This is a genomic window from Mesocryomonas lacus, from assembly GCF_055730105.2.
In genome coordinates this window covers 72,294-96,612 of the sequence record NZ_JBUZWF020000006.1, presented here as the reverse complement: position 1 = coordinate 96,612, position 24,319 = coordinate 72,294, and the positions used below count along the sequence as shown (strand labels likewise).

The 24,319-nt window shown below is 64.2% G+C and carries 19 protein-coding genes and 2 pseudogenes; 16 read left to right on the top strand and 5 right to left on the bottom strand.

What is annotated here, in order from left to right; translation table 11 throughout:
* Positions 1–13 precede the first annotated feature (13 nt).
* Complete coding sequence (locus tag ACZLZQ_RS19470; protein WP_472950777.1) at positions 14–727, top strand: SDR family oxidoreductase; 714 nt, start codon at positions 14–16, stop codon at positions 725–727.
* A 105-nt stretch (positions 728–832) separates the two neighbouring features.
* Here the strand turns inward: ACZLZQ_RS19470 and ACZLZQ_RS19465 are convergent, their stop codons facing one another.
* Positions 833–2,272, bottom strand: a complete 1,440-nt coding sequence (locus ACZLZQ_RS19465) for an IS1182 family transposase (protein ID WP_472950776.1) — start codon at positions 2,270–2,272, stop codon at positions 833–835.
* Positions 2,273–2,384: 112 nt separating this feature from the next.
* Between ACZLZQ_RS19465 and ACZLZQ_RS19460 the strand changes: the two genes are divergently transcribed.
* The 15 genes and pseudogenes from ACZLZQ_RS19460 to paoC (ACZLZQ_RS19390) all read left to right on the top strand — a co-directional run bounded on the left by ACZLZQ_RS19460 (position 2,385) and on the right by paoC (ACZLZQ_RS19390) (position 20,146).
* The gene (locus ACZLZQ_RS19460) at positions 2,385–2,768 is read left to right on the top strand and encodes a nuclear transport factor 2 family protein (RefSeq protein ID WP_472950775.1); all 384 of its coding nucleotides are present in this window, start codon (positions 2,385–2,387) and stop codon (positions 2,766–2,768) included.
* Positions 2,769–3,143: 375 nt separating this feature from the next.
* Positions 3,144–4,169, top strand: a complete 1,026-nt coding sequence (locus ACZLZQ_RS19455) for an ABC transporter substrate-binding protein (RefSeq protein ID WP_472950774.1) — start codon at positions 3,144–3,146, stop codon at positions 4,167–4,169.
* 19 nt (positions 4,170–4,188) lie between these two features.
* Positions 4,189–5,067, top strand: a complete 879-nt coding sequence (locus ACZLZQ_RS19450; protein ID WP_472950773.1) for an ABC transporter permease — start codon at positions 4,189–4,191, stop codon at positions 5,065–5,067.
* Positions 5,064–5,828 carry an ABC transporter ATP-binding protein gene (locus ACZLZQ_RS19445; RefSeq protein WP_472950772.1) on the top strand — a complete coding sequence of 255 codons (765 nt, stop codon included), beginning with the start codon at positions 5,064–5,066 and terminating at the stop codon, positions 5,826–5,828. Before ACZLZQ_RS19450 ends, ACZLZQ_RS19445 begins: the two co-directional genes overlap by 4 nt.
* A gap of 12 nt (positions 5,829–5,840) precedes the next feature.
* Positions 5,841–7,199, top strand: a complete 1,359-nt coding sequence (locus tag ACZLZQ_RS19440) for an LLM class flavin-dependent oxidoreductase (RefSeq protein ID WP_472950771.1) — start codon at positions 5,841–5,843, stop codon at positions 7,197–7,199.
* A 311-nt stretch (positions 7,200–7,510) separates the two neighbouring features.
* Positions 7,511–7,944, top strand: a pseudogene (locus tag ACZLZQ_RS19435) (ATP-binding cassette domain-containing protein); the annotation flags it as partial.
* Between the two features lie 99 nt (positions 7,945–8,043).
* On the top strand, positions 8,044–9,078 hold the full coding sequence (locus tag ACZLZQ_RS19430; RefSeq protein WP_472950921.1) for an ATP-binding cassette domain-containing protein: 1,035 nt from the start codon (positions 8,044–8,046) through the stop codon (positions 9,076–9,078).
* Positions 9,079–9,795: 717 nt separating this feature from the next.
* A complete protein-coding gene (locus ACZLZQ_RS19425) occupies positions 9,796–10,371 on the top strand; it encodes a hypothetical protein (protein WP_472950770.1) in 576 nt (191 codons plus the stop codon).
* 426 nt (positions 10,372–10,797) lie between these two features.
* A complete protein-coding gene (locus ACZLZQ_RS19420) occupies positions 10,798–11,271 on the top strand; it encodes a cytochrome P460 family protein (protein WP_472939486.1) in 474 nt (157 codons plus the stop codon).
* Between the two features lie 74 nt (positions 11,272–11,345).
* Positions 11,346–12,005: a DUF4405 domain-containing protein gene (locus ACZLZQ_RS19415; protein WP_472950769.1), complete on the top strand. Its 660-nt coding sequence runs from the start codon at positions 11,346–11,348 to the stop codon at positions 12,003–12,005.
* 235 nt (positions 12,006–12,240) lie between these two features.
* Entirely contained in the window at positions 12,241–13,440 is a 1,200-nt protein-coding gene (locus ACZLZQ_RS19410; RefSeq protein WP_472950768.1) for an MFS transporter, read from the top strand.
* Positions 13,441–13,701: 261 nt separating this feature from the next.
* Positions 13,702–14,340 (top strand): aldehyde dehydrogenase iron-sulfur subunit PaoA, encoded by a 639-nt coding sequence (gene paoA, locus ACZLZQ_RS19405; RefSeq protein WP_472950767.1) that lies wholly within the window; start codon positions 13,702–13,704, stop codon positions 14,338–14,340.
* The gene (locus ACZLZQ_RS19400; protein ID WP_472950766.1) at positions 14,337–15,287 is read left to right on the top strand and encodes an FAD binding domain-containing protein; all 951 of its coding nucleotides are present in this window, start codon (positions 14,337–14,339) and stop codon (positions 15,285–15,287) included. Before paoA ends, ACZLZQ_RS19400 begins: the two co-directional genes overlap by 4 nt.
* A gap of 4 nt (positions 15,288–15,291) precedes the next feature.
* A pseudogene (paoC, locus tag ACZLZQ_RS19395) lies at positions 15,292–17,516 on the top strand (aldehyde oxidoreductase molybdenum-binding subunit PaoC).
* A 419-nt stretch (positions 17,517–17,935) separates the two neighbouring features.
* Positions 17,936–20,146: an aldehyde oxidoreductase molybdenum-binding subunit PaoC gene (paoC, locus tag ACZLZQ_RS19390; protein WP_472950765.1), complete on the top strand. Its 2,211-nt coding sequence runs from the start codon at positions 17,936–17,938 to the stop codon at positions 20,144–20,146.
* A 221-nt stretch (positions 20,147–20,367) separates the two neighbouring features.
* Here paoC (ACZLZQ_RS19390) and ACZLZQ_RS19385 read toward each other — a convergent pair whose 3' ends face one another.
* The 4 genes from ACZLZQ_RS19385 to ACZLZQ_RS19370 form a co-directional block, all read right to left on the bottom strand.
* Entirely contained in the window at positions 20,368–21,678 is a 1,311-nt protein-coding gene (locus tag ACZLZQ_RS19385) for an adenylate/guanylate cyclase domain-containing protein (protein ID WP_472950764.1), read from the bottom strand.
* Between the two features lie 184 nt (positions 21,679–21,862).
* Positions 21,863–22,264 carry a cyclophilin-like fold protein gene (locus ACZLZQ_RS19380; RefSeq protein ID WP_472950763.1) on the bottom strand — a complete coding sequence of 134 codons (402 nt, stop codon included), beginning with the start codon at positions 22,262–22,264 and terminating at the stop codon, positions 21,863–21,865.
* Between the two features lie 48 nt (positions 22,265–22,312).
* Positions 22,313–23,068: a glucose 1-dehydrogenase gene (locus tag ACZLZQ_RS19375; RefSeq protein ID WP_472939478.1), complete on the bottom strand. Its 756-nt coding sequence runs from the start codon at positions 23,066–23,068 to the stop codon at positions 22,313–22,315.
* Positions 23,069–23,162: 94 nt separating this feature from the next.
* Positions 23,163–24,215, bottom strand: coding sequence for an alpha/beta hydrolase (locus ACZLZQ_RS19370; RefSeq protein ID WP_472950762.1), 1,053 nt, complete (start codon positions 24,213–24,215; stop codon positions 23,163–23,165).
* Positions 24,216–24,319: the final 104 nt, after the last annotated feature.

The following is a 24,319-nucleotide window of genomic DNA, read 5'->3' as shown; positions in this document are numbered from 1 at the left end:
AAGGGACCAAGCCATGACGGAACTCAACGGACGCCGCGTACTGGTGGTGGGCGGCAGCTCGGGCATCGGGCTCGCCATCGCCCAGCAGGCCGACCGGGCGGGGGCGACGGTCACGATCGCCTCTCGCTCCGAAGCCAAACTCCAGGCGGCGCGTTCCACTCTCGGACCGAACGCCGAGGCAGCGGTTCTCGACACCGGGGACATCGACGGGATAGAGACCTTCTTCGCCGGCCGCGACACCTTCGACCACGTCGTCGTGTCGGCCGCGCAGACGGCGACCGGCCCAGTGCGCACCCTACCGCTCGAGGACGCGCGAAATGCAATGGAAAGCAAGTTCTGGGGTGCCTACCGGGTGGCGCGGGCCGCCCGGATCGCCGAGCGCGGGTCGCTCACCTTCATCACCGGCTATCTCGCGGATCGTCCCTCAGCCGCGTCCGTGACGCAGGGCGCGATCAACGCCGCGCTCGATGGCCTAGCGAGGGGTCTAGCGCTGGAGCTGTCGCCGATCCGGGTGAATACGGTCTCACCGGGCATGATCGACACGCCGCTGTGGTCGAAACTGTCGGACGAGGCCCGGCAGGCTATGTTTGACCGGGCGACGGCAAACCTGCCCGCAAAGACCGTGGGACGACCCGACGACATCGCCAATGCCGTACTGTTCCTGATGACGACACCGTTCGCTACGGGTTCCACCGTGCGGGTGGATGGCGGCGGCGTCATCGCCTGAACGGGCTACGGCCCATCTCCTTCCGACCGAGGCTGTGTCGAAACGCTGTAACTGACGTCTGGCACGACAACTGAGTGCGGGCGAGGAACGACACAGCAGCCTACTTCAGGCCGGTATGGCCTCTACGAGCCTGACGGTGCCAAACAAACGGATCATTCGTTTCATGTTGTATGCCAGAACGGCGAGGCTCACCTCGGTTCTGACGTTTCCGAGCCCTTTCGTCAGGAACGGCGTCGCGCCCATCCACGCCTTCAGCGTGCCGAACACGTGTTCCACCGTCGCCCTACGAACCGCCATGGCGTCCGGCATCACGTCGAGCCGCTTCTGCATGGCCTCCAGCACGCCCTCGTGCCGCCAGCGCTTCATCCGCTTTACCCTCTCGGGCGTGCACCGCTCCCGCATCGCGCAGGCATGGCAGGCGTCGAGGTTACGGTAGTGGTCGATGTCGCCATGCCTGTCAGAACGGACCTTGGCTTTGGTCAACAGCGCGCCGGCGGGACAGACAGAGTGATCGGCAACCGGGTCGTAGGTGAAGTCCGCGCGAACGAAGAGGCCCTTCTTGGCGTGGCCCGACGTGTCGGCCCGAGGCATGACAGGCAGGATGCTTGTGCCCTCGCAGGCCAGAACCTCCTCGCCGTTATAATAGCCACGATCGGCGACGACCGTGATCTTTTCAGCACCGATCGCCTCCTGGGCTTTGGCGCCCATTGATACGAGCTGCGTGCGGTCGTGGCCTTCGTTGACGACGTCGTGCGCCACGACGAGATGATGGTCGGGATCCACCGCGATCTGAACGTTGTAGCCGACGATACCGGTGCCGCGTCCGCTGGTGGCCATAGAACGCGCATCCGGGTCGGTCAGCGAGACCTGGCCCGCGTCCGATGCCTCTACCTGGGTCTGCATCTGACGCAGGAACGCCATTTGACGGCGAAGGCCTGCGATCTTCTCGCCGATGCGCTGGACCCTAACTTCGGGAACGTCGTTCGGCTCCTTGTCGGCCCGATCGAGCGCCGCAAGGAAGCGGGCAATGCTGGCATCGACCTGCTCGAGCCGCTTGGCGACCTTGACCACGGTGAAGTTGCGATCGCGGTTGTTGACCGCCTTGAACTTGGAGACGTCGATGGCCACCGCCGCCCCGGCAAAGAGCCCCAGCCGGCGGCACAGCGCCACGAACTGTCGGCACGCCGCCTGGATCGCGGGTCCATTGTCCCGCCGGAACAAGGCGATCGTCTTGTGGTCGGGCGCCAGACGACCAACCAGCCACATGACCTCGACGTTACGCTGCGCCTCGCGCTCCAGTCGGCGGCTGGACGGGACGCGGTTCAGGTAGCCGTAAAGGTACAGCTTCAGGAGCGTCGCCGGATCGTAGGCCGGACGTCCTGTCGAGGCAGGTTCCGGTCGGACAAAGCCCAAGGTGCAAAGGTCGAGCTCGTCGATGTAAGCCTCGACGACGCGCACCGGGTTATCCTCGGCCACGTAGTCGTCCAACGAACTGGGAAGAAGCCAGGATTGGCGCCGGTCTTCCCCTTCGATGAACCGACCCATGCCGACCTCCCTAAGTGAGATCACAAGTCTAGCTCAAATCAGGGTTTTGACACAGCCTCGACCCAAGGCGGACATTCCACACTGAATGGCCAAGATGCAATGGAGATCAAGGATGGCATTCCTCAGCGAATTGGACCTCGTGCGTACCCTGGAAGAGCGGCTGCATGATCCCGCCGTTCGCGCGGTTCCGGGGACAGTGGCCGCACTGTTGACAGATGATTTTTTGGAGTTTGGAAGGACTGGCCGAGTTTACGGGAAAGATGAGGTCGTTCGCAGTCTCGCCGCTGAAGGGGGTCGTGAGTTGCGACAACTGACCGCCTACGGATACGAGTTGAAGACCCTCGCCGTGGGCGTAGTGTTGTTGACCTACCGAACCAAATGGAAGGGGGAAGGATCGCCAGACCTACATACGCTGCGCAGTTCTGTTTGGACACTGATCGACGGCCAATGGCAGATGGCATTCCACCAAGGAACGCCAATCAGCCCCGAAAGCTGACCGACCGCTTTCCACCCACAACGGATGTTCGGTTAAGGGACCAAGGGTTGGACTCGACCACTAGGACGGCATCGTATCTGCCTTCTTTAGCTTCTTTGAGATGAGGTCTGGAGGGCACCCGCCTTGCCAGTGGCCGCATAGGTACCGGGGTGTCGGCACAGGGCCTTCGCAAGAACCGCTTCGACTGGCAGTTGTTCGAACGTCGGCGGTTGCCCCCGCAGGGTGAAACAGAAAAACGTCGCTATCCAGCCGGGCGAAACTGCGAATGATCATTCTACTTATCCAGTAGATTTAAGGATCGCCTTCCTTCTTCGGTTTCCCAGCTCGCCTATTCTCCCCGTAGCCCCCTCGGATGGTGGCTGAAGGAGAATGTCGATGTCGCATCCCACCATGAAGACCGCTCGGAGCACCTTCCGCTCGCTGGCCCTCTCCCTGATGATCGCACCGCTCTGCCTTGCCGTCGCCCGGGCCGAGACTGCACTCCCCAAGGACGTGCCCGCAGGGACCGCGCTCGTCGTCGCCGACCAGAACGAGGTCGTCCAGACTCTCCTCAAAGCCTCCGGTCAACAGGAGAAGCTGTCGGCGGACGTGACCTACGCCAACTTCCTTGGCGGCCCGGCGATCCTCGAGGCGTTCCGCGCCGGGGCGCTCGACGTTGCCAGCGTCGGCAACACACCGCCGATCCAGGCACAGGCGTCGGGCGAGAAAATCCCGATCGTGGCCGCGCTCGCCGGGTCGGAACCCGACTACGACTTCGCCGTGCGGCCGGGCCTGAAGATCAATTCGTTCGCCGAGTTCAAGGGCAAGAAGATCGCCTATGCCGAGGGCACGGGCCGCCAGCCCTTCGTGTTGCAGGCGCTTAAATTCGGCGGACTGACGCGCGACGATGTCGAGCTCGTTCCGCTTCGCGTATCCGACTTCCCGGACGCAATCCGCAACGGACAGGTCGATCTCGCCCCTCTGACTGAACCCCACTTCTCCCGCTACCTCGCCGAAGGCAATCGCGAAAGCAAGGTCTTGCCCAAGGCCGAGCAGGACAAGCTGCCCCGGTCGCTCTCCTACCTCTATGCGAGCGGCGCGGCCCTCGAGGACCCGGCCAAGACGGCCGCCGTCCGCGACTTCGTCGAGCACTACATCGCCGCGAAGAAATGGTCGAAAGCCAACCCCGACGCCTGGGTCGACGCCTACTACGTGAAGGGACAGAAGCTGACCATGGCCGAGGGCGACGCTCTCGTCGCCGCCGAGGGCGATATCTCCTTCCCGCAGCTCTCCACGCTCATCGAACGCCAGCAGGGCCTGATCGACATCATCGTCGAGGCCGGGGACATCCCGACGCGCCTCGAGGCTTCCGACGAGTTCGACCTGCGGTTCGACGAGGTGCTCGCCACCGCCTCGAACTGAACCCATCCGGAGCCGAACGATGACGTATCAGACAAAGTCGCATGGTACTAAGGCCTCGCTCGGCTGGCAGAGGACCACCAAGGTCCGGCCGTCGGGGAGGCAGGCCAACCCGCAACGCAAATCGTTCTCCCTTACGCCGCGCCGCCTCGGGCGCGGCGGCTACCTGATCGGACCAGCCGTCGTCCTGGCGGTCTGGGAGCTGGCTTCCCAGACCGGGATATTGTCGCCAAGGCTCCTCGCTGCACCGTCCACCGCCATCCTCACGGGCGTCCAGATGATCGCCGACGGCGCACTGGTCGACCATTTCCTTGCGTCGGCCGGCCGAGCGTACTCTGGTCTTCTCCTCGGCGTCTTCCTGGGGCTTGCGCTGGCACTGGCTTCCGGCCTCAGCCGTTGGGGAGAGGCCTCGATCGACGGCCTTGTCCAGATCAAGCGCGCCATCCCGACCCTCGCTCTGATCCCGCTCGCCATCCTCTGGCTCGGCATTGGCGAGGCCATGAAGGTCGCGATCATCACCATGGCGGTGCTCGTTCCGGTCTACATCAACACCCACGCGGCGCTGCGCTCGATCGACATCCGTTACGTCGAGCTTGCCCGCACCGTCCGCCTGACCCGCACCGAGTTCGTCCGACGGGTCGCGCTTCCCGGTGCGCTGCCTGGCTTCTTCACGGGCCTCCGCCTTTCGGTCACTACCTGCTGGACCGCGCTCGTCGTGCTGGAGCAGATCAACACAACCAAAGGCATCGGCTACCTCATGAACCGTGCGAGGGATTACGGCCAAACCGATGTCATCGTCGTCGGATTGGCAATTTACGCGATCCTCGGGCTTCTCTCCGACGTGGGCGTCCGCGCCGTCGAGCGACAGGTCCTCGGCTATCGGAAGGTAATTGGGTCATGAGCGCCTTCGCCCAGCACGTCGACCATCGCCATCCGGCGGCGCCACGCGTTTCGCCCGGCACGGCGGTCCGGATCCGCAACCTCAAGCGCGGCTTCAACGGCCGGACAGTCCTCAACAACGTGACACTCGATCTTGCGCCCGGCGAGTTCGTCGCCTTGATCGGCCGCAGCGGCTCCGGAAAGAGCACCTTGCTGCGCGCACTCGCCGATCTCGACGACGACGTCGAGGGGTCGGGCACAATTGACGTTCCCGAGAACGCGTCCGTGCTCTTTCAGGATTCCCGTCTCCTGCCTTGGGAGACGGTGTTGGCGAACATCACGCTTGGAGTGCGCGGCAACGCGCCTGTGGATCGCGGTCTGGCAGCCTTAATAGCAGTCGGCCTCAAGGGTCGGGGCGACGACTGGCCGAACCAGCTCTCCGGTGGTGAGCAGCAGCGCGTCGCGTTGGCACGCTCGCTGGTGCGCGATCCTGCTCTTCTCCTAGCCGACGAACCGTTTGGTGCGCTCGACGCACTGACGCGTATCCGGATGCACAACCTCCTCTTCGACCTTGTCCGCATCCATCGGCCGACGGTTCTTCTCGTTACGCACGACGTGGAGGAGGCGCTCGTCCTGGCCGACCGTGTGCTCGTCATGGACGAAGGACGGATCGTGCTCGACCGGAAGATCAAGCTCGCGCATCCGCGCCGGCGTTCCGATGCGGAGTTCGAGGGGCTGCGCGCCACCCTGCTCGACGCGCTCGGCGTCGTCGACCAGCTCTGAGAGGACAATTCCATGACCCGCAAGCTTCACCTCAATCTCTTCGTCCACGGCCGCGGTCACCACGAGACCGCCTGGCGGCACGAGGGATCGACCCCGCTGGCGCTGACCGACATCCACTACTACCGCGACCTCGCCCGACGCGCCGAAGCGGCCCACTTCGACAGCATCTTCTTCGCCGACGCCCTCGCGATCGGTGACGAGATCGGCCATGTGGCGAAGGGCGGCCTGGAGCCGATCACGACGCTTGCCGCCATTGCCGGGGCGACCGACAGGATCGGGCTGATCGCGACCGCGTCGACCACCTACACCGAACCGTACAACCTCGCGCGCCAGTTCGCGTCGCTCGACCACATCAGCGGCGGCCGGGTCGGCTGGAACATCGTCACCTCCTGGGTGCAGGGTGCCGGCCCGAACTTCGGCTATGACGTCCAGATCGAGCACGCCGAGCGCTACGAGCGCGCTGAGGAGTTCGTCGAGATCGCCTCGAAGCTTTGGGACAGTTGGGCAGACGATGCCGTTCTCGACGACCGTCAGAGCGGCCGCTTCGCCGATCCCGACCGCATCCGCCGGATCGACCATCGCGGAAAGTGGAAGAACGTCCGAGGCCCACTGAACATCGCCCGATCGCCGCAGGGACGTCCCGTCTTCGTCCAGGCAGGATCCTCCGCCGACGGCCGGCGGTTCGCGGCTCGGCACGCGGAAGCCGTATTCACCGCCCATCTCGACAAGGAAAGCGCCGCCGCTTTCTATTTAGACATCAAGGGACAGGCGGCGGGCATCGGTCGACGCCGCGACGACATCCTGATCCTTCCCGGCATCAGCGCCGCCATCGGAGCTACAGAGGCTGAAGCTAAGCGCATTCTCCAAGATCTCAACGAGCTCTCCGACCCGGCAGTCGGACTGGCGCGGCTGTCGGACCGTTTCGGTGGGTACGACTTCTCCCGCCTCGATCTCGACACGGTCCTGTCGGTCGACGACTTCCCGGACCCTCAGACGGTGCAGGCGGCGCGCAGCCGGGCTGAAGGCATCATCGGCCTTGTGCGCCGCGAGCGACCCACGCTTCGCGCTCTGCTTCACAGTCTTGCCGGAGCCCGCGGACACTTCACCGTTGCCGGCTCGCCCGAGCAGGTCGCCGACGTCATCGAGGACTGGTTCAAGTCTGGCGCAGCCGACGGCTTTAACGTCATGCCGCCGATCCTGCCGCTGCTGTTCGACGCCTTCACCTCAGAGGTGGTGCCGATCCTCCAGCGCCGGGCCCTATTTCGAACGGAGTACGAGGGTGAGACGCTGCGCGGCCACTTCGGGCTGGAGCGGCCGGAGAGCCAGTATTTTCCTTCAGTGCCGCAGCCAGTCCAACGGCTCGCCTCTTGAGGCTACAGCTACCGCAAGCCGTCTCGACAATGCGACACTCTGTTCGCCGCAATCCTCAATGCGATCCCAGCTTTTTGACGTGCCCCATGGATGGATCCGTCCTTTGGTAGCAAAGGCACACCGAGGGGACGGCAGTTCACGACCCTTCCAAGACACCCGCTCGCCCATCAGAGATCCCAGGAAGCGGATGTTCGGTTGCACGAGAGGCGTTCGAATCGTACGCTGGAGGACGAACCGCAGAGGGAGTGCAGCCGTGAACAACAGGACGAGCAACGCGATCCGCCTTGTCTCTATCCCTTCTACGGTTGCCTATGTCCGCATTCCTCACGTTCGACTCCGTTGCCGCTCGGACAACTGACCGTTCTCTTTTCCACGATCTGACGTTCGCAATCGGCGATGAGCGTGTTGGAATCGTCGGCCGCAATGGCTCCGGCAAATCCACTCTTATTCGCATCGCCGCCGGTCTCGCAGAGCCATCCTCCGGCGCTGTTCGGCGAACGGTACGATCGGTGTCCTCCAGCAGGATATGCCGGGAGGGTGGACGTTGGCCGAAGCCCTTGGCGTCATGGATCGTCTGGAGATGCTGGAGCGCATCCTGGCAGGGAACGGCACCGCTAGCGATTTCAACGCTGCGGATTGGACCTTGGAGAGCCGCATCGGTACCGCTCTTGCGCATGCAGGGCTTCCCGAGCTGCTGCTGAACCGTTGCCTCCAAACGCTGTCGGGCGGAGAGCGGACGCGAGTTGGCATTGCTCGTCTCTTCATCGAGGCACCAGACCTCCTGCTTCTGGACGAGCCGACGAACAATCTCGACTCCGTCGGTCGCGGTGCGATCCAAGCCCTGATGCGGGATTGGCGCGGAGGCGTCCTTGTCGCCAGCCACGATCGGGAGCTTTTGGAAGATGTGGACCGCATTCTGGAGCTAACGGCGACCGGAGCGCGCAGTTTCGGCGGGGGCTGGTCGGCCTTCGCCGCTGCCCGCGATGAGGATCGGCGCCGCGCCAGCGCCGAACTGGAGCGCGCCGACGCGGGTGTCCGAGCGGCGCGGCAGGCCGCGCAGGCGCAGCGCGAGGCGAAGGAGCGACGCGACAGGGCGGGACGTGCGTTTGCAGCCAAGGGGTCCGAGCCGAAGATCTTGCTGGATGCGCGAGCCGAGCGAGCGGAGAACAGCGGCGAGAGGGCACGGGCGATCAACGATCGACGCATGGGCACTGCTCGGGCAGAAGCGGAACAGGCTCGTGCGCAGGTGGAAGTCCTGACGCCCCTGACCATCACGCTGCCCCCGAGCGGCCTGCCATCAGGCGCCAACGTCCTTGCCATGGCGGGCGTCGTGGCCGAAGCGGGCGACCGTTGCCTCGGGCCGTGGACTTTCCGCATCGACGGGCCGGAGCGCATCGCGTTGAAGGGAGCGAACGGCGCGGGCAAGACGACCCTTCTGCGGATTGCCGCCGGTCTTCTAGCCCCCGTCGCGGGCACGGTGTACCGCGCCGAGGGACGCATCATCATGCTGGACCAACATGTCGGGCTGCTGGATCCCGAAGGCAGCATTCTCGACAACATCCGCCGGCTGCTTCCCGATGCCAGCGACGAGGAGGCCTACGCCATCTGTGCTCGGTTCGCCTTCCGCAATCGGGATGCAAGGCGCGTCGTCGGCACTCTGTCCGGCGGCGAGCGGCTGCGGGCAGGCCTTGCCGCGACTCTTCTAGGCGCGGCGGCACCGTGGCTCGTCATCCTGGACGAACCCACGAACCATCTCGACATCGAGTCCGTCGAACTGTTGGAAGACGCATTGCGAAGCTTCGACGGTGCGCTTCTCGTCGTGAGCCACGATCCATCCTTCGTGGAGCGCGTGGGGTTCGATCGGGTTTTCGAGATCTAATCTCTGACGGATCGAGAGGCAGCTTTCGCCCAACCCGATCCGGAAGCGGACAGGCAGGAACCCACCCAGGCGGGAAACGATTTCCGATCCCACAAAGAGCCGAAAGCTGACTATGCGCGTCTGGCCGGCCAACGCTGATAACTGCCGTTGACAGTGGTCCAAATGGTGCAGGTTCGCGCTGCACCCTCGGTGGTTCGATTGACGTGTACAGAAAATTTACGGCTTAGGGAAAGCTCCGTAGAAATGTGGCGAAGGCGCGGCAAACCGATCGCGTACGCCAAGTCAAGAACTCGGCGAAAATGTAGCTCTGAGAATAGGTTACCGGATACTCCAAATCGTGGGCAGAAACAGTTTGACCGATAAGGCTGGATGGCTAGCTTGGTAAGGCATTATTAGAAACGGATCTAAGAACAGGCTCTCTAGCTATTTATTGAATTAGGTAATCTTCGACCCGAGCTAGTTCCAAGGGACCGCCGTAAGGGAGAAAAATACCATGCAAGAGCAATTCGATACCGCTACGTCGAGCGTCGTCATGGGTGAGGGCCGCGTCACGGCTAACGACTTCAACATGATAAATGAGACGACGCAGGACGCAACAACCTCGAGCAATCGCTCATCTACCTTCAGCAGTCGCCTTACGCGACTGAGATCATCGACGCTGCGAGCGGCACAAGCATCACTTTCGACCGGGCCGATATCAATGCCGATCAGGCATTCATGGACGCGTCAGGCGTCGGCTGGAACCCCGAAGTCGCGCTTCAGCTTTCGACTGGCGAAGTCATGAGTCCGGCTCTTAATCTCGCATCTGAGTTGGCGCATTTAACTCTTGAAGGTGGTCTCGACCCGAATGCAACGCCGGATGCGGTATGGGATAACTCAGCAGAGGCGGTCGCCCATCTAGCCGCGAACGATATGGCGATCGAGCTGGGCGAACCACAGCGGGCGGGATATGCAGACGGCGATCTCCTGCTTGTTACAGACCCAACCGTTTCGTACGCCGACACATCCGGGGTTCTCACCAACGATACGTTGAATACCTCAGACCTTGGCACTTATGACGCTAGCAGCTTCGATGCGGGATCGTTCGCCGCCGACTACGGCGTTACGGACTTCGGGTTCAACAGCGGCGGTTACGACAGCTTTGGCGGCGACTTCGGCTTCGACGCTGGGTCGTTCTCATCTGATTACGGAATAGGTGACTTCAGCTTCGATAGCTTCGCCGGTGGGTCCGGCGGTGGTGGTGGGGGCGGCTTCGGCAACGACACTCTCATGGAGATGATGGTGGCGGTCTAGCAGACAGGCCGGAGGCGAAGCACGCTGCCGGCCATGACGACAAACAGCCGTTTGTCAGCCTCTCCGAGATCAATGAGCCCGAACTCTCAATGTCAAAGGCTCAGGCAGTTCGGCATCGGGAAAAAGCTCCTAAAGCAGACAGACGGCTTTCCACCTGGTCGCGCCGATCGTCGCCGACGCCCGAAAGCGGTCCAGCCGCTTTCGACCCTTCTTAGTCATCCAGAAGTCCATTCGGCTACCACGAAAGCAGACATGACCGTGGGTCGTTCTCAGCTTTCGGCACCTTCCGAGAAAGCAGTTCGGCAGTCCACTCACTCATAAGCCTTCGTTATTGGTCTATGCCGCTTTAACCGCCTAATCCTACCTAACGCGCCCGCGTACCTTGGCATCGAGACACCTCGAACAACCAATGGAACGGACGGGTGCATGAGAAGCAAGAGTCAGCGAGCGGTGTGGACGGCGGCCATCGCTCTCGTCGCGATCGCCGTGGCGTCGTTCATGCTGCCGGGCGACGCAAGCCTGCCCTCGGCGCATGCGGAAGAGAACGCGGTGACGTTTCCGCCGCTGGAGCAACTCGAGCATTACACGACGGTACGCCGGGGCGTGACGCGTGAGCACATGCTCACCAACCGCTCGGCGCTCGACGCCATCAAAGCCGGCCAGTCTGTGCCGACCGGGTCGCACGTCGTCCTCGTCGACTACCAGAGCGATGTTCTCGAGCGATACCTCGTTGCCCAAAAGACGGGCGATGGCATCGCCGACTGGCAATACCAGTGGTTCCGCCCCGATGGATCGGTCAAGGCCGACGAGAACGTCGAGCGGTGCTACTCCTGCCATCAACGCAGCCGACAGGACCGCCAGTTCATGTTCACGTACTCCGACGCCGTGGAGTTCGAGTGATAGCCCTCCGCGGCCACCGTGGAAGGGGTCCGGTCTCCGCCGTCGTCGCCCAGCGCTTGGGACTTCCTGCTGCCATGGCAGCGGGGCTCCTCCTGTCGTTGGCGTACTGGTGGCTCGGGAACATCGCCCACGAACTATTCGGCACGGCCGTCTTCGCCCTGCTTGCCTTGCATCTTGTGGTGAACCGCCATTGGTTCGCGAACCTGGCGCACGGACGATACAACGGTCGTCGCGTCCTGAAGCTGATCCTGCATCTGGTGTTGGTGATCAACATGGCGGTGCTCCTCGTGACGAGCGTGGTTATCTCCAAGTCGGTGTTCGCCGCCCTGCCGATTCAAGACAGCATCTCCCTGCGGGACATCCATTGGTTCGCGGCCTACTGGGTGATGGTCGTCGTCGGCGTTCATGTCGGGCTTCACTGGACGCGGGTGATGACCCTGGTCCGCAACACGCTTGGACTTGGTCCCACGAACGCCAAGCGCACCTCGGCACTTCGCCTGGTCACTGCGGTTCTCGGTGCCTTCGGCCTCTGGAGTTGGTCCGTGTTGGACGTGTGGGGCAAGCTCACCTTCACCTACAGTCTCGACTTCTGGGACTTCACGACCGCGGTCGCCCCGTTCTTCGGGCATTGGGCAGGCGTGGTTGCCCTGCCGGCGATCGCCGCGTTTTACGTGAGCTCTTTGACCGGACGGCCGAGGCCGGCTAGCTCAGGCAATGCCGCGATGGGTGGGTAGCAATGCCCCGGCTCGCGGATCACGGTCGCCGACCACGGTGCAACAGCGCCAGCAAGCGGGATACGATTGATAAGCTGCGTTTATCATAGCATGTCGATCTTCCAGGATAGTGCCACTCACCCCGGGGGCTTATCTCCAGCACTGACTTCGACGGGAAGGCCGGAGAAGTTGCCTGCCGAACGAGACGGTCGTCTGCCCGACGCGCAGGCGACCGCCGTCAAACTGAGAGACCCTCATGTCCATAGCCATCCGAACCGAGGCACCTGCTTCCGCCGGGCCCGCCGCCTGGGGCGCTGTCCTGTCGATGTCGCTCGGCGTCGTCGTCCTCATCGCATCCGAGTTCTTGCCCGTCAGCCTGCTCACCCCCATCGCGGAAACGTTGCGGATCACCGAGGGGCAGGCAGGGCAGGCGATCTCGATCTCGGGTGTCTTCGCCGTCCTGACCAGCCTGTTCGGTTCCGCCCTCGTTACACGCTACGATCGACGCGCCGTGACGCTCTTCTACACGTCGCTCCTGATCCTTTCCGGAGCGATCGTTGCGCTCGCCCCGACCTATCTGGTGATGATGGCCGGCCGCGCGCTGCTCGGGATCGCCATCGGAGGCTTCTGGTCCATGAGCACCGCGACCGTCATGCGCCTCGTGCCGAGTGACGCGGTGCCGAAGGCGCTTGCGATGCTGAACGGGGGAAACGCGCTCGCGGCCACGGTCGCCGCTCCGCTCGGAAGCTACCTCGGCAGCATCATCGGTTGGCGTGGCGCCTTCTTCGCGGTGGTGCCACTCGCAGTTCTCGCCATCGTCTGGCAGCTCCTGTCGATGCCCTCCATGCCGCCGGAGCCGGAGGCAAAGCCAGCGGGCAATGTCTTCCGCCTGCTGCGGCATCCGGCGGTCGCCTACGGCATGGCGGCCATCTTCCTGCTGTTCATGGGCCAGTTCGCCCTCTTCACCTACCTGCGCCCATTCCTCGAAACCGTCACCCGGGTCGACATCTCGGTCCTGTCGCTATTGCTTCTGGTCATTGGCTTGACGGGGCTCGTCGGCACGTCCTTGGTCGGCGCGCTCCTGAATTCGCGACTGTTCTCCGTCCTCATCCTCATCCCGTTGGGAATGGCGGCGATAGCCGTCGCACTGGTCCTGCTCGGCGCCTCTACTACCGCGACGGCAATCCTTCTCGGTCTCTGGGGACTCATCAGCGTCCCGGCGCCCGTCGGCTGGGGCACGTGGCTGTCCCGGACGGTGCCGGAAGACGCGGACGCCGGGGGCGGCCTCATGGTGGCGGTGATCCAGCTCGCCATCACCCTTGGCGCCACGGCAGGGGGCGTGCTCTTCGATCACAGCGGCTACCGAAGCACCTTCATCCTCAGTGCCGTCCTTCTCTGCTGCTCTGCCGGAATGGCGGTCATGGCGCGGAAAGCCGGAAACGCGCAGAGCGCCTGAAGCTTGCGGACTGTCCCCAGTCTAGCGACACGAGCCGACGTGAGCTGTGACTGGCGCCTCCCAAAGCGGCTATTTCCTCCCGCCCATTCATAACCGCCGCTCATAGGAGCATTCAGCTTTTGAGCGGTAATCAAACGCGCAGTTTAGACTAGTTTCAAACTGCATCGGGCTGCCCATGCCTCGTACGCCGACATCGTCGGCCGGCCGAAACCATTCGGGATGGAGGGTGGTCCAACCGAACACTCAACCGGGGAAACCACGATGAGATCGACCGACCTTGAATTGAACCGCCGGGACTTGATGGTAGGCGTCTCCGCCGGTGCGGCGGCCTTGGCCGTCCCGTCCTCGTCTTACGCGCAGGCGTCCGAAGGGGGCGATCTACCCCCCGTGACGTCGAAGGTGTCCTTCACCGTCAACGGCGAGCGGCGCGAACTCGACCTCGACCTGCGCACCTCGCTCCTCGATGCGTTGCGCGAGCACCTGCACCTGACCGGGACCAAGAAGGGCTGTGACCACGGTCAGTGCGGCGCCTGCACGGTGATGGTCAACGGACGGCGGATCAACTCCTGCCTTACGCTTGCCGTCCTCCACGAGGGCGACGAGGTGACCACGATCGAGGGGCTCGGCACCCCCGACAACCTCCACCCGATGCAGGATGCCTTCGTAAAGCACGACGGGTACCAGTGCGGTTATTGCACGCCTGGCCAGATCGTCTCTGCGGTCGCGGTGCTGGCCGAAGTGAAGGCGGGCATTCCGAGCCATGTGACGGCTGATCTCGCGACCTCGCCCGATGCGTCGAACGTCGAGCTTCGCGAGCGGATGAGCGGCAACATCTGCCGCTGCGGCGCCTATTCCAACATCGCGGAAGCAATGACCGACGTCGCCGGGAGGCCAGCATGAAATCCTTCACGTTCGAACGCGCCACCTCTCCCGCGGAAGCCGCCAAGGCCGCAAGTGCCACTCCGGGCGCGAAGTTCATCGCGGGCGGCACCAACCTGCTCGACCTGATGAAGCTTCAGATCGAGACGCCCGCACACCTCATCGATGTGAACGGGCTCAAGCTCGACACGATCGAGGCGACGCCGGAGGGCGGGCTTCGCATCGGTGCACTCGTGCGCAACACGGATCTCGCTGCCGATGCGCGCGTGATGCGGGATTACGGCGTGCTGACGCGGGCGATCGTCGCCGGCGCCTCGGGCCAGCTCCGCAACCGCGCGACGACGGCGGGCAACCTGCTCCAGCGCACGCGCTGCTCCTACTTCTACGACACCAACATGCCCTGCAACAAACGCACCCCGGGCTCCGGCTGTTCGGCGCTCGAAGGCTACTCGCGCCAGCTTGGCGTCGTGGGCGTCAGCGAGGCCTGCATCGCGACCAACCCGTCCGACATGAATGTCGCGCTCCGGGTGCTCGATGCCGAAGTCGAGACGGTGAAGCCCGACGGCGCGACGCGCACCATTCCGATGGCCGACTTCCACCGCCTGCCCGGCGATACGCCCCACATCGAGACCGTGTTGGAGGCGGGCGAATTCATCACCGCGGTGACGCTCCCAAAACCTCTCGGCGGCAGGCACATCTATCGCAAGGTCCGCGATCGCGCGTCCTACGCTTTCGCGCTGATCTCGGTCGCCGCCGTCGTTCAGCCGGACGGCACTGGCCGCTTTGCGGTCGGCGGCGTCGCCCACAAGCCTTGGCGTGTCGACGGAGCCGATGCGGCTTTTGCCAATGGCGCGAAGACGGCCGCCGGACGGCTTCTGGCCGATGCCGAGCCGACGGAACACAACGCGTTCAAAATCCCGCTGGTCGAGCGCACGCTCGGCGCGGTGATGGCGCAGGCGAGGAGCTGACCCCATGAAGTTCGACAAAACCGCCGGCACCAACCCGATCGACCAGTTGAAGGTCGTCGGCCAGCCGCACGAGCGTATCGACGGTCGCCACAAGGTGACGGGTACCGCGCCCTATGCCTACGAGCGCCATGATGTCGGTCCTGATACTGCCTACGGCTACGTCGTTGGGAGCGCGATCGCCAAGGGCCGGGTTTCCGCCATGCAGCTCGACGAGGCACGGCGCGCGCCAGGTGTTATAACCATCGTCACGGCTGAGAGCGCCGGGCCGCTTGGCAAGGGCAAGTTCAACGTCGCCAAGCTGCTGGGCGGCCCCGAGATCGAACACTACCACCAAGCTATCGCGCTCGTCGTGGCGCGTACCTTCGAGGAGGCGCGGGCGGCCGCAAGCCTCGTTCGGGTCGACTACATCAGCGAGGATGGGCAGTTCGATCTGAAGGGATTGGCCAAGGACGCTTCGCTTGTCGTGCGCAGCGGTAGCGAGGGCAGCGCGACTCCGGGAGAAGACCGCCACGGCGATTTCGACAAGGCCTTCGCCGATGCGCAGGTCAAGCTCGACGAAGAGTATACGACGCCGAGCCAAAGCCATTCCGCCATGGAGCCCCATGCCTCCATCGCGCGCTGGGACGGGGACGAGCTGACCGTCTGGACGTCGAACCAGATGATCGACTGGAGCGTGACGGATCTCGCCACGACGCTGAATATGCCGAAGGATAAGGTGCGCCTGATCTCGCCCTTCATCGGCGGCGGCTTCGGCGGCAAGCTCTTCCTGCGCACCGATGCGGTCCTGGCAGCTCTTGGAGCCAAGGCGGCCAAGCGCCCGGTGAAGGTGGCGCTGACGCGTCCCATGATTCCCAACAATACGACGCACCGCTCCGCCACGATCCAGCGCATCCGGATCGGCGCCGGCAAGGACGGTCGCATCGTCGCGATCGGCCATGAGAGCGCGTCCGGCAACCTGACCGGCGGCGATCCCGAGGACGCCGTCGCGCAGACGAAGCTGCTCTACGCCGGCGCTCATCGTCTGGCGTCCAACCGGCTCGCCAAGATGGATCTGCCGGAAGCCAACGCCATGCGCGCCCCCGGGGAAGCACCGGGCCTCATGGCGCTCGAGATCGCCATGGACGAGATGGCCGAGAAGCTCGGGATGGATCCGGTCGAGTTCCGGGCACTCAACGACACGCAGGTCGATCCGATGAAACCGGAGCGGCCCTTCTCGGAGCGTCAGCTCGTTCAGTGCCTGAGCCAGGGCGCCGAGCGCTTCGGCTGGAATGCCCGCAATCCCCGGCCGGGCCAGGTCCGCGACGGGCAGTGGATGGTCGGCGTCGGCGTCGCCGCGGCCTTCCGCAACAACATGACGCTGCCTTCCGGTGCTCGGGTTCGCCTGGGGCAGGACGGTATCGTCACCGTCGAGACGGACATGACCGACATCGGTACAGGCTCCTACACGATCATCGCGCAGACGGCGGCCGAGATGATGGGGCTGCCTCTTTCCGCGTCGCGGTTAATCTAGGCGACTCCAGCTTTCCCGTATCGGCGGGGTCCGGGGGCCAGTTCGGCGCCAACTCGTCCACGGCGGGCGTCTACGCCGCTTGCGTCAAGCTGCGGGAAGTAATCGCCGCCAAACTCGGCTTCAACTCGGCGGACGATCTGGTCTTCGCGGACGGCGAAGTGCGGTCCGGCAATCGTTCGGTCAGCCTGACGGATGCGGCGGCCGATGGCGAGCTGGTCGCGGAAGACACGATGGAATGGGATACCGCCTTCACCGACGCCGAGCAGCAATCGACGTTCGGCGCCCATTTCGTGGAAGTGGGAGTCGACGTGTCGACGGCGGAGGTGCGCGTGCGCCGGATGCTGTCCGTCTGCGCGGCCGGCCGCATCCTCAACCCGATGACGGCCCGCAGCCAGGTGATCGGCGCCATGACCATGGGCGTCGGTGGCGCGCTGATGGAAGAGCTCGCCTTAGACAAGCGGCATGGCTTCTTCGTCAACCACGACCTCGCGGGTTACGAGGTTCCTGTCCACGCGGACATCCCGCACCAGGAGGTGATCTTCCTCGACGAGACCGATCCGCGATCCTCGCCGATGAAGGCAAAGGGCATCGGTGAACTCGGCCTCTGCGGCGTCGGCGCGGCGGTCGCCAACGCGGTCTATAACGCCACGGGCATCCGTGTCCGATCCTACCCGATCACGCTGGACAAGCTGATCGAAGACCTCCCGGACGTAGCCTGAGGAATGACCGGCGCGCGCGGGACCTTCCTAGCGCGCCGTGACGCCAGGAGTTGGTCGGGCCCTCCGTAGTCGGGCCTGACGCAAAGTTGGTCGAGCTGTTGCTCGATCTCAGCAATGTGGACCGCATCGGTCCCGACAGCCATCGGCACGTCCTCGAGGACGATCCACACCGCCTCCACGCCGCCGCCTATCGTCCATAGTGAGGCCTGCGTCGTTTTGCGGGCTACTGGCTGCCGCATCTTCTCGAGGTGCTACCCGTCGAGTCCCATCAATATCGGTCATCTTGATGACAGGTGGCGGCAAACGTCGTCGAAAAGCGACTGCTTGCCCATGACAAGCGAACGGCAACAACGCGTTCAAGACTCCGCTGGTCGAGCCAATGCTCGGCGTGGTGGCGGGACAGGCTAGGAATCGATCCCATGAAGTTCGACACACCCGCGGAAACGAACCCAATCGACCAGATGAAGGTGGTTGGTCAGCCCGTCGACCGCATCGAAGGTCGATTGAAGACCACGGGGACCGCGACCTACGCCTACGAATGGAAGGACCTGCCCCAGGATGCCGCCTACGGCTTTATCCTTGGTTCGGCCATCGCCAAGGGCAGCATCGCCTCAATCGACACCACTGCGGCCATGGCGTCGCCCGGCGTGCTCGCGGTCGTGACGCATGAGAACGCCGGCCCATTGGGAAAGGGCGAGTTCTATGTCCAGCGGTTCCTCGCCGCTCCCGAGATCGATAACTACCACCAGGCCGTTGCCGTGGTGGTCGCCCGGACGTTCGAAGAGGCTCGCGCCGCCGCCCAGCTCGTTCGCGTTAAGTACACGAGGGAGCAGGGTTCGTTCGACCTCGCCGCGCAGGTGGAGACCGCGCCGGTCGCGGAGAAGGCGCAGTTCGGCGGACCGCCTGAGACCTCGGTCGGCGATTTTGATGGAGCCTTCGCCGCCGCGCCCGTCAAGGTGGACGAAACCTATGAGACGCCCGACCAAGCCCACGCCATGATGGAGCCCCACGCGACGATCGCTTGGTGGGACGGCGACCGGCTGACCTGCCGGACCTCCATCCAGCAGATGAACTGGGGGCTTCGCGATCTCGCCAAGACCTTGGGCATCCCGAAGGAGAGCATCCATCTGCAATCGCCGTTCATCGGCGGCGGTTTCGGGGGAAAGGGCACCGTTCAGTCAGATCTCGTCCTGGCGGCGTTGGCGGCCAGGGCGGCGCGGCGTCCGGTCAAGGTCACGCTTCAGCGCCCCTTGATGTTCAACAACACCATCCACCGCCCGGCGACGATCCAGCGCATCCGGATCGGCGCGGAACGCGACGGCACCATCACGGCCATCGGGCATGAGAACTGGAGCGGCAACCAGCCGGGTGGCCGGACCGAGCCCTCGACCCTCTCGACACGTTCGATCTATGCCGGCGCGAATCGGATGACGCGAAACCGCCTCGCCGTGCTCGACCTTGCCGAAGGCAACGCCATGCGGGCGCCCGGCGAGGCGCCCGGCCTGATGGCGCTGGAGATCGCCATGGACGAGATGGCCGAGAAGCTTGGAATGGACCCTGTCCAGTTTCGCATACTCAACGACACGCAGGCCGATCCCGAAAAGCCCGAGCGCCCTTTCTCCGTCCGGAACTTCGTCGAATGCCTGCGTACAGGCGCAGAGCGCTTCGGTTGGGACAGTCGCAAGCCGATGCCTGCCAGCGTCCGCGACGGGCAATGGCTTGTCGGGATGGGCATGGCGGGGGCAATCCGCGGCGGCCCGATCAGCAAGGCCGGAGCCCGGGTTCGGCTTGATGGGGATGGCTTGGTGACGGTCGAGACCGACATGACCGACATCGGGACTGGATCCTACACGATCGTCGCGCAGACGGCTGCTGAGATGATGGGTGTGCCGCTATCGATGGTGGCTGTCAGGCTCGGCGATTCCAGCTTTCCCGAAACGCCGGGTTCCGGCGGACAGCAGGGAGCAGCCTCGGTCACGGCAGGCGTGTACGCCGCCTGCGTGAAGCTGCGGGAAGCCGTGGCGCAGCGGCTCGGCTTCAACTCGGCCGATGCGGCGTTTGCCGACGGCAACGTCAGCTCGGGCAACCGCGCGGTGCCGCTCGGACAGGCCGCAGCGGCCGGCGACATCATCGTCGAGGATAAGATGGAGTTCGGCAACCTGTCGAAGGAGTACGCGCAGCAGACCTTCGGCGCGCATTTCGCCGAGGTCGGGGTCGACGCCCACACAGGCGAGATCCGCGTCCGCCGCATGCTCGCGGTCTGCGCCGCGGGCCGGATCCTCAGTCCCAAGACGGCGCGCAGCCAAGTGATCGGCGGCATGGTGATGGGCGTCGGCGCCGCTCTGATGGAAGAGATGGCGGTCGACAAGCGGATCGGCTTCTTCGTGAACCACGACCTCGCCGGCTACGAGGTCCCGGTCCATGCCGACATCCCGCATCTTGATGCCTTCTTCGTAGAGGAGGTCGATCCGACGATATCGCCGCTCAAGGCCAAGGGCGTCGGCGAACTGGGCCTGACCGGCGTCGCGCCAGCGATCGCCAACGCGATCTACAACGCTACGGGCATCCGTGTTCGGTCCTACCCGATCACCCTGGACCAGCTGATCGGGAGCCTCCCAGACGTGGCCTGAGGATGGGAGACACGCGGGAGTGACCGCGTGCGCCTTTACGCCGAATGCTGATCAGGTCACGCATGGCCAGCCTGGTGTGAAGATGGTCGAGCCGTGTCTCGCTTTCAGGTAAGCAAACCGCGTCGTTCCAACCAGCCATCGGCACGTCCTCGAGGGCAACCGATACAGTCTCCGCCACAGCCGATCAGCGAGGTGAACGTGTCCGCTAGCTTCTGCGGCAGTTATTGGAAACTGAATATCTCAGTTGCAGCGGACAGATTGCGGATCTCGACCTCTCCCAGACTTTGCAAGCGGTGGTCTTTGACAGCCCTGCTGACGGTACCTCCCGCTATGAGGCATCTCGTACCTTTCAGCTTGTTCAGCTCTTGCAGCCTCTGGGACAGGTTCACCGCATCTCCGTAGAGTGTGTAGACCTGCCGTTCATCTGCGCCGACCGTCCCGGCCGCCACGCTGCCTGTGGCGATGCCGATCCGGAGGCGGATCGCGACGCCGTCGAACCGACGCTCCTCCACCATCGCCAGTATCTCCCGCGACGCGTCGATCGCCTTGTCCGCGTGGTTCTCGGTTGGAAGCGGGGCGTTGAAGGACGCGATGACGGCGTCGCCCACATAGTTGATGACGACACCGTCGTATCGGTCGACGATGCCCGTGACCGCGGTGAACAGCTCGTTCAGGAGAGAGACGATCTGCACGGGAGGCATTGTCTCCGACAGTCGCGTGAAGCCCTCTATGTCCGCGAACAGCAGGGTCGTTTCCCTTGTCTGCGGAACGAGATGGCCTTCGTCGAGCAGTTCCCGCAGCACGGGCGCGGGAACGTAGCGTTGGAAGAGATTGCGGACATGGCGATGGCTGGCATCGGCGTTCGCATGATCCTTCACGACCCCCCTGGCGCGATGGACGGCTAGAGCAGCCGTGGCGGTCATCAAGGCGATGATGAGGGCCTCCTGCATCCTCGATGCAAGGCCGATGAAGTTTGCGCTAAGCACGATCTGGAAGTAGACGTCGCGCGTCGGTGCGATCGGCAGGTCGCTGTAGGTCAGAACCTGCTCCATCCCATGCACGATCCATCCGGTCGCGAAGAGGAGGCCGCAGACGGCCCAGGCTCCCGTCCAGAGGACAAGGGTCGGTGACAGCGTCAGGGCGGATGCGGCGACGACCAGATAATAGTGCTGGGTGGAACTGGTCAGGAACACGAGGTTCTGGGGAATGTCGTCGCCGCTGCTCAGCGGAACAAACGCCAGGAGACAGGTCACCGCGCTTGCATCGAACGCGAAGAGCGCAAACCTCGTCGCCATTTCAAAGCGTGTGCCGACTGCCAGGAGCGAGGCGAGCCCGCCGACCGCGATCATCGTCGTGGAAAATGCCACGGCGACGTTGATCGGAAAGTAGAACGCGAACAGCGAGGCCAGAGCGATCGCCATTATGGCGATCGTCCGGCCGATGACGGCAATCCTGAAGCCGTTGCGCTCAGCCTTGATTAGGGCGACCGAAACCGTATTGATCTGACGATCGTGCCTGGAGACATTGGCCAATGCGGCATCCTCGTCGTTTCGCTTCGGTCTGCTCGCAGACGAGACCTAATCCCCGCCGCAATGCCGCGATCAGGTGAACGACTTCGACTTGGCGGAGCTGGTATCCGTCAAGTCGACGCTCAGCGGCCAGAGGCTACATCATGTTCTGACGACCGTCTCCAATGGCTAAACGCCAGTTACGGTGTCAGCGCGTTAGTTTGACAGTGATCTCGCCCGGTCGATCGAAGATCGAGACGTCTCCGGTGACCTTGCCGAGGATCACGATGCCCGGCAGGGGAACGCGGCCGTCCCGGTAGTAGATCACGAAGTCGCTCGATCCCCAGAGCCCGAGCGTTCCCGAAGAGAAGTCGCGCTGGCGCGCGCCTTCCGGAAGCGGTGACGGCAGGTCGCCCGTCTTCTCCTGACGGAGATGATCGCCCATCTGGATCGTGAGCGGCAGCATTCCCGCCAGCGAGCGAGCGGCCTCGTTGTCGGCGAGTTCAGCCGTCACGTTCCCCCATTGCGAGGTGATCTGGATGGGTTGCTGGGCCATGGCGGGTTCCGTGATGAATAGGGCGAGGAGGGCGGCGGCGTAACGTCTGCGCATTATAGGGTTCCTTTCCGATATCCTCTGTGGCCTTCGGGCCGCGAACGGTCAGAGCGACCAACCACCGTCGACGGCGATCGACGCCCCGGTCACGAAGGCGCCGAGGTCCGAGGACATCCAGAGGACGGCCTCCGCGATCTCTTCAGGCTTGCCCAGCCGGCCGACGGGCTCGAGGTCTATGGCCTTCTGGATGTCGCCGTCGGTAAAGCGGTCCATCATCTCCGTGTCGATGTTGCCGGGCAAGACGCTGTTAACCCGGATGTTGAGTTTGGCGTAGTCGAGCGCGGCGGACTTGGTCATCCCGATCATCGCGTGCTTGGACGCCGAGTAGGAGGCGCCTCCCGCGACGCCGCGCACCCCGGCGCCCGACGAAGTGTTCACCACCACGCCGCCGCCTTGGCGCAGCATCTGAGCGATCTCGTGTTTCATGCACACGAAGGTACCGCGCAGGTTGATGCCGAGGACCCGGTCCCATTCCTCCAGGTCAATCTCGTGGAGCGGGGCAGCCTCGTTCTCGACGCCGGCATTGTTGAAGGCGCAGTCGAGCCGCCCGAACCGTTCGACGACGCGTGCGACCGCGGCCTCGACCTCCTCTGGCCGGGAGACGTCGCAGGCAAGGACGAGGACTTCGCCGCCAGCGCTCGCGATGGCGTCGGCGGTGCCGCGGAGGGACGCCTCGCTGCGATCGAGGATGGCAACCTTTGCCCCCTCTACGGCGAAGGCGAGAGCAGTGGCGCGACCGATGCCATTGGCCGCCCCCGTGACCAAGGCGACCTTGCCGACGAAACGGCTCGGATTGGACATGGTGTTTCCTGTGGGATCGTGGGTTGGCGTGACGCGCCATTGTGTGTCGGCGAGTCACTGGCAGACGGATACGAGACCCGTCCCTGTTCGAAGGTCAGCTAAGGTTGCCGCGGAAGAACTCGGTCAGCTTGTCGAAGGGGATGAGCCCCGTACGGTCGTAGAGGTCGACGTGGCCGGCCCCCGGGATGATGACCAGTTCCTTCGGTTCGGCTGCGAGCTGGTAGGCGTCCTCGCTGAACTCGATCGAGTGCGCCTCGCTCCCGGCGATGAACAAGACCGGGCGTGGCGAGATCGTCTCGATCGCCGCGAAGGGATAAAAGTTCATGAAGGCCGCGTTGCTCGAAAGGGTGGGCTGGGTGGTCGGCACGCTTGGCTGGCCGGGCGGCGTGAACTCGCCACGCGAGGTGCGGTAGAAGTCATAGAACTCACGCTGGATGGGATGGGCGTCCGCTGTCAGTTCGGTGACCGTCCCGCCCGTGTAGGCGACGGGCACCCCCGTGAACTCGGCCATCCGCTGCTCCGCCGCAGCCGCGATACCTGCCTTGCGCTGCTCCAGCGTCACCCCGTTGCGCAGGCCATCGCGGTTGGCGGCGCCCATGTCGTACATGCTGACCGTCGCGATCGCCTTCATGCGCGGATCGATCTGAGCGGCGCTGAGGGCGAAGCTGCCGCTGCCGCAGATGCCGAGGACGCCGATGTTCTCGGCGTTCACGAAAGCCTGCGTCGACAGGAAGTCCACGGCCGCGCTGAAGCTGTCGGCGTAGAGCTCCGGAGCCACGGTGTTGCGGGGCATGCCATCGCTTTCTCCCCAGAACGGCAGGTCGAAGGACAGGGTGACGAAGCCCTGCTCGGCGAGCTTCTGAGCATAGAGGTTGGAGCTCTGCTCCTTCACGGCGCCCATCGGATGGCCCACGACGATCGCCGATGCCTGGGTGCTGCGGTCGAGGGCCTTTGGCACGAAAAGGTTGCCGACGACGTTCATGCCGATCTTGTTGCGGAAGGAGACCTTCTGCGCGTCGACGGTGTCGCTCTTGTAGAAGTTGTTCGCGCCGTTGGACATGTCCTGGGCGAAGGCGTGGCGATCGGGCAGCATCACGATGGATGCCGAGGCGAGGAGCATGGAGAGCGAGAGGATCGTGGCGTGCATGGGGCTTCCTGACGGGGTTGGCGATGTTGTTGGCCAACCTGCGGGCCGGCGTTCGATCAAGAACTAGTGCCTGTACGCGGTCCCCATTAGACGGTAGATCTCGC